Raw genomic sequence first — 12,711 nt, 5'->3', positions numbered from 1 at the left:
ATGCGTCCCGGAGCCACGGAGTCGGCTTCCTGGATGATCACGCTTCAGCTCGCCCGCCGGGTCCTCGGCGTCGCGGAGCCCGGCCTCCCCAGCCGCTGTAGTTGTCCTGACATGGCGTCGCTCACCTAGTTGCATACTTTTAGAACTCTGCAATTTATTATGCAGAGGAGAGTCGGCAGAGGTCGCCACACGCAGAAGAGGAGTACTCCGATGCTCGTGCGCTGGACCGATCTGTCGCGAAGGCACCCGCGTCGACGACGCGATCGCTTGTCCGATCGACCGCCCGGCCGTCGGGACGGCGGTGGGAAGCCGCGGGCTGCCGACCTTGGACCGGTGTTCGGATGTGCTGGCCTCGGCGCCGTGCTGGGATGCATCCGAGCACGGCTCGAAGCTTTGAACCAGCTCCGTCGGGCGCCTGCAGCGGGCCGCAACCGGTGAAGTCGGCAGCAGGGTCGAGGCCAGGCCTCATGCGATGAGGAATCAACGACGGCCAGGAGGCAGACAGACCCCGGCACGGCAGGGGCGAGCTGCCGCCTCGTCGGACGACTTCGCCTTCATTGAGGCAGCGGCCCCGCCGCCGTCACTCGGTATGCGGCGCCGGAGGCCGGCCATGGGCCGGCCCGACGGCTCGCAGCGACCTGGCAGTGCCAGAAGGCGGAGCCGGTCAAGGCTGACCGACCGAGCACGGCAGCTCGGTCGCAGGTTGAGCCGAGGCGTCGTACGCAGTCAGCGCGTAGTTGTGATGAAGGGACGAATAGACGTGACGGAGATGCAGCGACCGAACGTCCTGCGGTGGCTTTGGTACGCCCTTGGCGGCGGGTTGCCGGACAAGTATCGGGCTTGGGTGCTCTATGACGCGACGTGCCGCACCTGGCAGTACCGCCATTTCGCTCGCGCTGGAAGCCAACTGGCGGTGATCACGATCCCCGTCCTCCTGCTGGTTCCCGGACCGCTCTGGGTGAGATTGACAGCCGCCCTTCTCGGGTGGCTCGTGGCACTGCAGTACACGATGTCGATCATGGATGAGTCTGTCGAGCACCGGGTAACGAAGGCTGGGTATGCGCCGGGCACTGCAGCGAGCGTCCGTGACGAAGCGAACGCCGAGCAGCGCGCCGAGGCCACGGCTCGCTACAACGCCCGCTATCGCAGCTGACCGGAACTCTTCCGCAAGTGGTCCGTGGCCTCACTGGGCGGGCATCGCTTGGTCCGGGCGGTGACCCGCATCAAGGCAATCCGTACCACCTGCATATTTCACCAACTATGAAGAATGTGAACTCATGGAGACACGGGAGGAGCATCGTGATGTGGTCGACCTATAGTTCTTCCCTTGATGCAGGTGGCGGTATCAGGGCTGGTTCAGTGCGTCTGCGTCCAGCGTATCGATCGACACCGACAGGTCTCTTGCTCATGGCGCCACAGCCGCCGGAGCGCCCAACGGTCAATCGGGAGGCGGGTGACCGGTCCCAGCCTGAGGAACTCGGCCGGCGCTACCCGGAACCGGATCCTGAAGAGATGGACCCTGACCTGATCTACGACCCGGCACCCGAACGCGCGACCTGGGTCGATGTCTGTCGATGATCGTCCCGCGTCCCAGAGAATGGATCAGTTCGCTACGCCGTCGGCCCCCGCGAGTCGCTGCGGAGTGGAGTGTCGCAGTGGTGTCGGCGGTGTCGCTCACGGCAACGGACTCCGACGAGCAAACCTTCTCGACAATCATCCCGTCGATGGGACGCCTCCTGGCGGCGAGGCGAATGCGCGAGGCCGCAAAGTATCCTTTGTCCGATGAGGCCGCTGCGGTCACCCCGGAGGGAATTGCCGCCGCGGTCCAGCACCTGTCGGGTATACGTGCAACCCCACTTCTTGTGGGAACGGATGGGGTCGGACACTTCGCACAGATTCTGGGAAGGCTGCCGGTAGAGGTCGGAGCGATCGTGATCGCAGCGACCGACGCTACTTTGGCTCGTGAGGTGCGATCCATACTGGCCGAACAGAGCACCCGCCCGGTGATAACAGAGGCTGATGCCGAGGCAATTTCTACCCTTGCCGCAATTGTTACCTACCTGAATCGAACCCGAGGGACGCCACGTGGGGCACGGGTCGTCATCGCCGGCGCTTCACGTCTGCCACTGTTGTGTGCACTCCTGCTGACTGCAGGAGTATTCGACATAGTGATGTGGGAGCCGCGGGACGACGGTCCGCTGAGCAATCTGGTGCGAGACGCCGATGTGGTCGTAAATTTGATGGATGATGATGAGCAGATTGTTCAGATTTCCTGGGACCGCCCTTGCGGTTCGGTAATCTCTCCTCCACCGCAGGCAGGAGTCCTTCCTCTGCCCGGACTGGTCCGAGCCATTTCCCGTGCCGCGGCGCCAGTGATCAACGTCGCAGTCTGTCACGCCTGCGCTGTCGGGATGGTGAACACGACTCCGGCATCGCGACTCGCACCCGTCCTTACTGAGCCACGGCTGGCCTTCGAGGTCGCTGCACAGGCATCACGTCTACTCGGCCCTGGCAACACCGAGAACATGCCACCTCCATGAGAGGGCCAGGCCGGCTGACCCGCCAGAACGACCGAGCCCGAAAGTCGCACACGCATGGTCCGCAGTAGGGGGCTGTCCGTCGACACTCGCGGACGGCGCAGAGAATCACCTCTGATCGAGGAATGGTTCGACACGCTCGGAAGCAAGGTGCCGAGCGCATTGCGCGACGTATTGCACGGCCTGCACGAGCGCATCGGCTGACCGGTTCAGCCGCGGTGACGTCGTCGCCGCTGTGTCGGGGTGTTCCTCCGGACATCCATGCTCACCGGGCGTAGCGGCGACTGCCGGTCGATGCTCGATCCCGACTGGAGTCATAGCGGTCCGGTCCGCATGTCCCTGTCATTCCGGGGTTTGCGGGATGCGCTGAGCAGTGCGTGGTCACTGGTCGCCTGGAAGGTAACGTCGAGCTGGTCACGGAGCTTGCCGAACAGTGCCATCGCTTCCCGCATGCCGCGGCGTCGCATCTGTTGCTCGGTCATCCACTCCGTGGTCAGGAGTACGGCTCCCGCCGAGTGGTCGAACAATAGCTCGGCCTGACAGATCCCCAGGAATTCCGACAACCGGGGAAACACGGTGTCGATCATTCGGGCAGTCAGCAGCACCACGTCGGCGGCACGTGTTGCCAGATATGTCTGGAGTACCGGCCCGCCGGGCCGGGGATCGGGGTACATCCGTGCCGCGACCTCGAACGATTTCGGTGGTCAGTTGTCCGCCGGTGGCTTCCGCTGCCGCCCAGCGTGCATGGGTCGAGCCGGCGTCGGAGGCCGGCTCGGGTGTATCCCAGCACGACGCCGCGACCAGGATGGCGGAGCGGCGGTCGAGAAAGGTGCGCAGCCCCTGATCGCCGGGCACCGCCTCGGCGGCCGGCCGGTCGACTTCCTCGAGGCAGGTGATGGCGTCCTCGGCGCGGTCGTCGTCGCTATACATGTAGGTCATGCGTACGAACATCTCGCGCTCTCCCTTGCTTCGATCGACCGACGAGGGTGCCTTATGTTGAAGTTGCTAACTTGCGAAAGTCTGCAAGTGCGCGGTACGTTGCAGGTACACGGGGCTCCGTGGGCCTGCACAGCCCCCACGCGGCTGGGTGGGGGCTGAACTCGCAGAGGATCGGACCGAGACGACGGAGAAGGTCGGCAGCAGCTCGCCGACCAGTATGCCGAGCGGCCTCGGGCACGGAGCGACTGCGCGGCACCCGCTGCGCATGGATGTCGAGGACGAGCGCGGGGGATCGCGGTGGTAGCAGAGCTTCGCAACCAGGTTGACCGGGCGGCCCTCAATATCGACATCGCTGAGGCGGCCGGGCTGCCCTACGAGGCGTTCTTGCATCGCAGGCATGTGCGTGAGCTGTTGGACCGCGCCGCGGTGCGCGGCGCCTGCACCGATGAGTGGATACGCCCAGAAGTGCTGGCCGCCGGCGAGCTCCAGGACTCGGCATCGCTACAAGGTGCCGCGGAGGAGGGGCACCGGTGATGGTGCGACAGCTCGGAGCAGGTCGAGTCGTCAGCAGGCGTGGGGGCCCGCGGTGAGCCGGGGACGTGAATCGTGGGCCTGACCAACGGGCTCGTGAGGGTAGCTGTCATCGGACGTACCTCGGACCCCTACGGTGACGGACTCCTCGATGCGGCTGCAGATCGAGTCGTGCAGAGTGCTGGCGGTCGAGGCCGCGAACCGGCCGGAGATCGCGGATGTAGCGGTGGCTGCCGGCGCCGCTGAGGTCGTGCGGTGCAACTCCACGGACGGGCACAGCTTCCCGCTCTCGGGTCTGGCGCGCCACGTCGATGCGGATCATCCATCGCCTCGTGACGCCCGGCGCCGACTCCGCGCTCAACGGGAGATCTCAACGATGTCGAGGTCGTACATGCTTCGAGGAACGAGATGCCCAGCACCAGGCCGAGCCAGGTGAAGGCGGGGGCGACGGGCGTCATCGATGCAGCTCTGACTCCGGAATCGCCGTCGTTCGCGCGCGTTTGCGTACCGTTGTCCCGGTGAATATTGCGGCGGTTGCGGCGGTGGCGGCGAGAAGGAGCAGCCCGATCGTGAAGCTGCCGAAAGCCCCGTTCACCGCTCCCATCACCAGCGGTGGGAAGAATCCTCCGAGCCCGCCTGCGGCGCCGACGACGCCGGTGACAGCACCGACCTGGCCACCCGGGACGAGTTTGGCGACCAGTGCGAATACAGCGCCGGTGCCGGCTCCGAGTGCCGCGGCCGCGCCGAGGAACGCGATCGTGCCCACGGGGACGAGGGGGAGCCCGAACGCTGCGACGACGGCGAGCAACGCCACCACCGAATACGAGCCGACGAGGACGACCACTGGCTGGATCCGGTCCGACAACCAGCCACCGACCGGACGCATGACCACCGCGAGGACGACGAACCCTGCGGTGCGCAGGGCGGCGTCGCCGCGGTCGAGTTGATAGGCGCTGACGAGGTAGGTGGGGAGGTAGACGCTGAAGGCGACGAAGCCGCCGAATGCCACGGCGTAGAGGAACGACATCTGCAGCGTGACCGGCATGCGCAGGGTCGTGTTCAACCGTCCGAGCATGGTGCCCGGCGCGATCTGCCGGTCAGGCCGATCGCGTAGCAGGAGGAAGGCGGCGGCCGCATAGACGACCAGGACGCCTGCAACGATGTCGAAGGGGAAGTTGTGCCCGACGGCCTTGGTCAGCTGCACGGTGGTGAACGCAGAGATGGCGGTGCCGCCCATGCCGGCGCCGAAGATGCCCAGCGCCAGACCGCGCCGGGCCGGCGGGTACCAGGAGTTGACGAAGGGGATACCGATGGCGAACGTCGTGCCACCGAGCCCGAGGAAGAACCCGCCCACGAGGTAGCCGGTCAGCGAGTCCGCGAAGTGCCCCAGGTAGAGCACCGGCACGACGGTCAGGAGCGCGACGGCAGGAAACATGCGCCTGGCCCCGAGCCGGTCGGCGAGCGCACCGACCGGAACACGGCCCAGCGAGCCCACGAGGACCGGTACGGCCACCAGGAGTGACTGCTGGAACGCGGTGAGGTGCAGCTGCTCCCGCAGCGTTGCACCCAGCGGCGACAGCAGCGCCCAGGCCCAGAACGTCACCGCGAATCCGACAGTGGCGACCGCGAGCATCACCCCTGCCCGCGTTGGGGGCGCCGGGGGAGACGATGCGGCGGGTGTATGCCCTGGCGCAGCAGACTCCGTCACGGCATCCTCCAACTCGACAGACGACGGTGTCCCGGACTCGGCCGGGACCATCCGACGCCAACTCTGTGCGGCGAGCGACGTGATCGACACATGGCCAACGGCCCCCGAGTCGGGACCTTCGGCATTGCCGGGCAGTCATCCGGCCCTGTCAGCCTCGATTCGGCCGACTCGACGGAGGCAAGGATGACTCTCGACACGGGTAGCACCGCACGGCCGGATGGTGGCGGTACGGACGGCCCGGCGGCCGATGCGCTGCTGCGGACCGGCCGCTTCTTCACGCGACGGGAGACCTCCGACGACCTGCGCGCCGTCTTCCGCCACGGGGGACGCGAGGGTGACCTGTTCTACCGGGACCGGTGGAGCCATGACAAGGTGGTCCGCTCCACCCACGGGGTGAACTGCACCGGCTCGTGCTCGTGGAAGGTCTACGTCAAGGACGGGATCATCACCTGGGAGACCCAGCAGACCGACTACCCGTCGGTGGGGCCGGACTCCCCGGAGTACGAGCCCCGCGGATGCCCGCGGGGCGCGGCGTTCTCCTGGTACACCTACTCGCCCACGCGGGTGCGCTACCCGTACGCCCGTGGGGTGCTGGTCGAGATGTACCGCGAGGCGAAGGCCCGGCTCGGCGATCCGGTCGAGGCCTGGGCCGAGGTCACCACCGACCCGGAGAAGCGTCGTCGTTACCAGTCCGCGCGCGGCAAGGGCGGACACGTACGGGTCTCCTGGGACGAGGCGGTGGAGATCGTCGCTGCCGCGCACGTGCACACGATCAGGACGGTGGGCCCGGACCGGATCGCCGGGTTCTCCCCGATCCCGGCGATGTCGATGGTCAGCCACGCCGTGGGGTCGCGGTTCATCGAGCTGATCGGCGGGGCGATGACGTCGTTCTACGACTGGTACGCCGACCTGCCGGTGGCCTCGCCGCAGGTGTTCGGGGACCAGACCGACGTCCCGGAGTCGGGCGACTGGTGGAACGCCACCTACCTGCTCATGTGGGGTTCGAACGTGCCGGTCACGCGCACGCCGGACGCACACTGGATGGCCGAGGCCCGCTACAAGGGTCAGAAGGTCGTCGTCGTCTCCCCCGACTACGCCGACAACACGAAGTTCGCCGACACCTGGCTTCCGGCTCAGCCCGGCACCGACGGCGCGCTCGCGATGGCCATGGGCCACGTGATGCTCAAGGAGTTCTTCGTCGACCGCCGGGTGCCGTTCTTCGTCGACTACGTGCAGCGCTACACCGACCTGCCTTTCCTGGTGACCCTCGACGAGCGCGACGGTGCGCACGTACCCGGCAAGTTCGTCACCGCCGCTGACCTGGGCGACACCGAGGACGGCGCCGAATGGAAGACGGTGCTCCTCGATGGCCGCACCGGAGACGCGGTCGTACCGAACGGGTCGATGGGGTTCCGCTACACCGAGGACGGTGGCGGGCGCTGGAACCTCGACCTCGGCGAGGTGGCGCCGCAGCTCACCCTGCTCGGCGGCGGGACGGCAGAGGTACTGCTGCCGCGTTTCGACGCCCTCGACGGCTCCGGCGGGGTGCTGCGCCGCGGCGTACCCGTCAGGCGGGTGGCGGGCCGGCTGGTGACCACCGTGTTCGACCTGATGCTCGCCCAGTACGGCGTGTACCGCGAGGGGATGCCGGGCACTTGGCCGACCGGCTACGACGACGCCTCCGAGCCCTACACCCCGGCCTGGCAGGAGCCGATCACCTCGGTACCCGCGGAACACGTCGAGCGCATCGCCCGCGAGATGGCGGACAACGCGGAAGAATCCCAGGGCCGCACCATGATCATAATGGGTGCGGGGATCTGTCAGTGGTTCCACGGCGACGCCACTTATCGTGCGGTACTGGCGCTGCTCATGCTCACCGGGTCGATGGGTCGCAACGGCGGCGGATGGGCGCACTACGTCGGGCAGGAGAAATGCCGGCCGGTCACCGGCTGGGCGACGATGGCGGGCGCGACGGACTGGCAGCGCCCGCCGCGTCAGATGATCGGCACCGCGTTCTGGTACACCCACACCGACCAGTGGCGCTACGACGGCTACCGTGCCGATGCCCTCACCTCGCCCCTGGCGAAGGGCCGGCTGGCCGGCATGCACACCATGGACACCATCGCGCTGTCGACGCGGCTGGGCTGGATGCCCTCGTACCCGCAGTTCGACCGCAACCCCCTCGACCTCGCCGACGAGATCAGGGACGGCGACGTCGCCGCCGGCGTGGCCCGTCGGCTGCAGGACGGATCGCTGCGGTTCGCGATCGAGGATCCGGACGCGCCGGAGAACTGGCCGCGCTGCCTCACGCTGTGGCGAGCGAACCTGCTGGGGTCCTCGGCCAAGGGCGACGAGTACTTCCTGCGGCACCTGCTCGGCACGCACGACAACCTGCAGGCGGCGCAGACCCGGCCCGATCTTCGCCCGCGCGACGTCGTCTGGCGCGACGAGGAGCCCCCGCAGGGCAAGCTCGACCTGCTGCTGTCGCTGGACTTCCGGATGACCAGCTCCACGCTGCTGTCGGACGTCGTCCTCCCCGCGGCCACCTGGTACGAGAAGCACGACCTCAACACCACCGACATGCACCCCTTCGTGCACGCGTTCAACCCGGCGATCGACCCGCCGTTCGAGTCCCGGACCGACTTCGACGCCTTCCACGCGATCGCCCGGCGCTTCTCCGAGCTCGCTCGTACCCACCTCGGCGTGCGGCGCGACATCGTCGCCGTCCCGCTGCAGCACGACACCCCCGGCGAGACGGCCCAGCCCGGCGGGCGGGTCCTTGACTGGCGGGCCGGCGAGGTGGCGGCGGTCCCGGGCCGGACGATGCCGAACTTCGTGACGGTCGAGCGCGACTACGCATCTGTCGCGGACAAGATGGCCGCAATCGGTCCGCTGATCGACCGCCTGGGCATGACGACCAAGGCCGTCACCTACCACCCAGACGAGGAGGTCGGCTACCTCGCGGCGAAGAACGGGGTGATGCTCGGCGGCGCAGGAGACGGTCGCCCGGCGATCGACACCGACGCCAAGATGGCCGAGGCGATCCTCGCTCTCTCGGCCACCACCAACGGACGGCTGGCCGTGCAGGGCTTCCGGCAGCTGGAACGGCGCACGGGAACGCATCTGGCCGACCTCGCCGAGGGCAGCGAGGAGAAGCGGATCACCTTCGCCGACACCCAGGCCCGGCCGGTCCCGGTGATCACCAGCCCGGAGTGGTCGGGCAGCGAAACGGGCGGGCGGCGCTACGCGCCGTTCACCGTCAACGTGGAACGGCTGAAGCCGTGGCACACCCTGACCGGGCGGATGCACTTCCTGCTCGACCACGACTGGATGCACGAGTTCGGGGAGACACTGCCGATCTACCGGGTGCCGCTGGACATGCACCGGCTGTTCGGCGAGCCGGAGATCGGTACGCGTGGCGCCGACGGCGCGTCGGTGACCGTCCGGTACCTGACGCCACACTCGAAGTGGTCGATCCACTCCGAGTACCAGGACAACCTGTTCATGCTCTCGCTCTCCCGGGGCGGCCCGGTGGTGTGGATGAGCGAGGCCGACGCCACGTCGATCGGCGTGAAGGACAACGACTGGGTCGAGGCGGTCAACCGCAACGGCGTGATGGTGCTGCGCGCGATAGTCACCCACCGGATTCCAGCCGGCACCGTGTTCGTCTACCACGCTCAGGAGCGGGTGGTGAACGTGCCGAAGTCGGAGGCGACCGGGCGTCGTGGCGGCATCCACAACTCGTTGACCCGGATCCTGGTCAAACCCACGCACCTCATCGGCGGCTACGCGCAGCTGTCCTTCGCGTTCAACTACCTCGGCCCGACCGGCAACCAGCGTGACGAGGTCACGGTCGTCCGTCGCCGAACCAGCCAGCGAGTGGAGTACTGATGCACGTGATGGCCCAGATGGGCATGGTCATGAACCTCGACAAGTGCATCGGCTGCCACACCTGTTCGGTGACGTGCAAGCAGGCGTGGACCAACCGGGGCGGCGTCGAGTATGCCTGGTTCAACAACGTGGAGACCCGACCCGGCCAGGGCTACCCACGCCGCTACGAGGACCAGGAGCGGTGGAAGGGCGGCTGGGTGCGCAACCGCCGTGGTCGCCTCACGCTCAAGGCCGGCGGCCGGGTCCGGAAGCTGCTGTCGATCTTCGCGAATCCGGTGCTGCCGAACATTCGCGACTACTACGAGCCGTGGACCTACGACTACGAGATGCTCACCGACGCCCCGCTCGGTGACGACTTCCCCGTCGCGCAGCCGACGTCGCTGCTGACCGGAGAGCCGATGGCCGTGGAGTGGAGCGCCAACTGGGACGACGACCTGGGCGGCGCACCCGAGCACGGGCCGCAGGACCCGATCGTGGAACGACTCCGCGCGGAGTCGGAGACCGCAGTGAAGTTCAGCTACGAGCAGGCGTTCATGTTCTTCCTGCCGCGGATCTGCGAGCACTGCCTCAACCCGTCGTGCGTGGCGTCGTGCCCGTCGGGGGCGATGTACAAGCGCGCCGAGGACGGCATCGTCCTCGTCGACCAGGACCAGTGCCGGGGCTGGCGGATGTGCGTCACCGGCTGCCCGTACAAGAAGGTGTACTTCAACCACCGCACCGGCAAGGCCGAGAAATGCACGTTCTGCTACCCGCGTGTCGAGGTCGGGCTGCCCACGGTCTGTGCCGAGACCTGCGTGGGACGGCTGCGCTACATCGGGTTGTTCCTCTACGACGCCGACCGGGTCGCGGCGGCCGCATCGGTCGAGGACGAGCACGACCTCTACGAGGCGCAGCTCGACCTCCTACTGGACCCGGCCGACCCCGCGGTGATCGCCCAGGCCCGCCGCGACGGAATCACCGAGGACTGGCTCGACGCAGCCCGCCGCTCGCCGGTGTACAAGCTGGCCAAGGACTACCGCGTGGCTCTGCCGCTGCATCCGGAGTTCCGCACGATGCCGATGGTCTGGTACATCCCGCCGCTGTCACCGGTGGTGGACCGGCTCACCGAGACCGGGCACGACGGCGAGTCCGCGGGCAACCTGTTCGGTGCGATCGACGCGCTGCGCATCCCGATCGGCTACCTCGCCGAGCTGTTCACCGCGGGTGACGCCACCCCCGTGCGCCGGGTGCTGCAGAAGCTGGCCGCGATGCGTTCCTACATGCGTGACGTGTCGCTGGACCGGCCGCGCGACGAGTCCATCGCGACAGCGGTCGGCATGACCGGCGGCGAGCTCGTCGAGATGTACCGGCTGCTGGGCATCGCGAAGTACGAGGAGCGCTACGTCATTCCCACCGCCTACGAGGGCGACGCACACGAGCTGGAGGAGATCGGCTGCAGCCTCGATGTCGAGGGAGGTCCCGGGATGACGGGAAGTGGTCCGTTCGGTGAGGGCTCGGGCACACCCGTGCCGGTCTCGGTCGAGACGTTCCAGGCGCTGCGCGAACGGCAGACCAGCGACCACGTCACCGACACAGGGCAGCCCGGAGCCCGGGTCAATCTTCTCAACTGGGATGGCAAGGGGCGCCCGGCCGGGTTGTTCCCGCGCCGGGGGGCCCGATGAACGCGCGTGACCAGGCCGTCGTGCTGCAGGCCGCCTCGGTGTGTCTGCGCTACCCCGACGAGGCCCTGCTGGCGCTGATGCCGGTGGTGCGCAACGCCGTCGACGCGCTACGCCCCGGACCGCCCCGCGAACGGCTCGGGTACTTTCTCGACACCCTCGCGGCCACCGCACCCGAGCGGGCGGCGCAGCACTACGTCGAGGTGTTCGACACCCGGCGCCGTTGCTGTCTCTACCTCACCTGGTGGACCGATGGCGAAACCCGCCGCCGGGGAGCGGCCCTGGCGGGACTCAAGGCCCGCTACCGCGAGTCCGGTGTGGAGTTCGAGGACCCCGAACTGCCCGACTTCCTGCCCGCGGTGCTCGAGTTCGCCGCCACCGCCGACCTCGCCGCCGGCCTGCAGCTCCTGCAGGAGCACCGGCCCGGCATCGAGCTGCTGCGCCTGGCTCTTCTCGACGCCGGCACCCCGTACGCAGCCACCGTGGAGGCCGTCTGCGCCCTGCTGCCGGGAGCGTCGCCCGCCGACGTCGCCGCAGCCAAGGCGCTTGCCCGAAGCGGCCCGCCCCGTGAGCAGGTCGGCCTCGATCTGCCGACCTTCACCGGAGCGCCGTTCGGCACCATTCCCGCAGGAGGACCGTCATGAGCCCGCTCGACGTGCTGCTGTGGGGTGTGGTGCCCTACGTCGTGGTTGCCGTGCTGGTCGGCGGCACGATCTGGCGCTATCGCTACGACAAGTTCGGCTGGACCACCCGATCCTCGGAGCTCTACGAGTCACGGCTGCTGCGCGTCGGCAGCCCACTGTTCCACTTCGGGCTCCTCGTAGTGATCATCGGCCATGTAATCGGGCTGATCATCCCCAAGAGCTGGACCGACGCCGTCGGGCTCAGCCAGGAGGCTTACCACGTGCAGGCGCTGCTGCTGGGCAGCATCGCCGGGATCTCCACGCTGGTCGGGATCGGCATTCTGATCTACCGGCGGCGTACCACCGGGCCGGTGTTCCGGGCCACCACCGGCAACGACAAGCTGATGTACGTCGTGCTCGTCGCGGCCATCGTGGCCGGCCTGACCACCACACTGCTCGGCGCGGCCGGCGGTGAGGAGCACAACTACCGGCTGACCGTCTCGCCGTGGTTCCGGTCGTTGTTCGTTCTGCAACCCGACATCACGGCGATGAGCCGGGCCGGTCTGGCCTTCCAGTTGCACGCACTCATCGGTATGGCCCTGTTCGCCATCTGGCCCTTCACGCGTCTCGTGCACGCCTTCACAGCTCCCCTCGGGTACCTGTTCCGGCCCTACGTCGTCTACCGCTCGCGATCCGCCGGCGCGGCCACGCGACCTGCGCGCCGCGGCTGGGAGAAGATCGGATGACCACAAGACCCGCAGTTCTCAGTCCCGGGACTGTCAACTGAGCGGTGTAACTGATGTTGTGCGGGTTTACTTGCGGCC

9 protein-coding genes are annotated in these 12,711 nt (G+C 67.9%); 7 read left to right on the top strand and 2 right to left on the bottom strand.

Annotated features, from left to right (window positions below):
* Positions 1-769 precede the first annotated feature (769 nt).
* Together TOK_RS13225 and TOK_RS31695 are read left to right on the top strand one after the other, a co-directional pair.
* The gene (locus TOK_RS13225) at positions 770-1,153 is read left to right on the top strand and encodes a DUF5313 domain-containing protein (RefSeq protein WP_306305140.1); all 384 of its coding nucleotides are present in this window, start codon (positions 770-772) and stop codon (positions 1,151-1,153) included.
* Between the two features lie 514 nt (positions 1,154-1,667).
* Positions 1,668-2,540 (top strand): hypothetical protein, encoded by an 873-nt coding sequence (locus tag TOK_RS31695; RefSeq protein WP_141566382.1) that lies wholly within the window; start codon positions 1,668-1,670, stop codon positions 2,538-2,540.
* 311 nt (positions 2,541-2,851) lie between these two features.
* Here the strand turns inward: TOK_RS31695 and TOK_RS13220 are convergent, their stop codons facing one another.
* Positions 2,852-3,211, bottom strand: coding sequence for a hypothetical protein (locus TOK_RS13220; protein ID WP_141566381.1), 360 nt, complete (start codon positions 3,209-3,211; stop codon positions 2,852-2,854).
* Positions 3,212-3,773: 562 nt separating this feature from the next.
* Here TOK_RS13220 and TOK_RS13215 point away from each other — a divergent pair.
* A complete protein-coding gene (locus TOK_RS13215; protein WP_098958154.1) occupies positions 3,774-4,010 on the top strand; it encodes a hypothetical protein in 237 nt (78 codons plus the stop codon).
* Between the two features lie 451 nt (positions 4,011-4,461).
* Here TOK_RS13215 and TOK_RS13210 read toward each other — a convergent pair whose 3' ends face one another.
* Positions 4,462-5,610 carry a nitrate/nitrite transporter gene (locus tag TOK_RS13210; protein WP_306305139.1) on the bottom strand — a complete coding sequence of 383 codons (1,149 nt, stop codon included), beginning with the start codon at positions 5,608-5,610 and terminating at the stop codon, positions 4,462-4,464.
* 288 nt (positions 5,611-5,898) lie between these two features.
* On the opposite strand from TOK_RS13210, the gene TOK_RS13205 reads away from it, so the two are divergent.
* The 4 genes from TOK_RS13205 to narI are packed head-to-tail and all read left to right on the top strand — an operon-like array spanning position 5,899 to position 12,633.
* Positions 5,899-9,606 carry a nitrate reductase subunit alpha gene (locus TOK_RS13205; protein WP_098958153.1) on the top strand — a complete coding sequence of 1,236 codons (3,708 nt, stop codon included), beginning with the start codon at positions 5,899-5,901 and terminating at the stop codon, positions 9,604-9,606.
* Positions 9,606-11,267: a nitrate reductase subunit beta gene (gene narH / locus TOK_RS13200; RefSeq protein WP_098958152.1), complete on the top strand. Its 1,662-nt coding sequence runs from the start codon at positions 9,606-9,608 to the stop codon at positions 11,265-11,267. Before TOK_RS13205 ends, narH begins: the two co-directional genes overlap by 1 nt.
* A complete protein-coding gene (gene narJ / locus TOK_RS13195; protein ID WP_098958151.1) occupies positions 11,264-11,908 on the top strand; it encodes a nitrate reductase molybdenum cofactor assembly chaperone in 645 nt (214 codons plus the stop codon). The genes narH and narJ overlap by 4 nt, the downstream gene beginning before the upstream one ends.
* Positions 11,905-12,633, top strand: a complete 729-nt coding sequence (gene narI / locus TOK_RS13190; protein ID WP_098958150.1) for a respiratory nitrate reductase subunit gamma — start codon at positions 11,905-11,907, stop codon at positions 12,631-12,633. The genes narJ and narI overlap by 4 nt, the downstream gene beginning before the upstream one ends.
* Positions 12,634-12,711: the final 78 nt, after the last annotated feature.

Origin of the sequence: Pseudonocardia sp. N23 (assembly GCF_002583555.1) — a bacterium.
GTDB lineage: Bacteria > Actinomycetota > Actinomycetes > Mycobacteriales > Pseudonocardiaceae > Pseudonocardia.
This window is presented reverse-complemented; position numbering and strand designations above follow the sequence as displayed.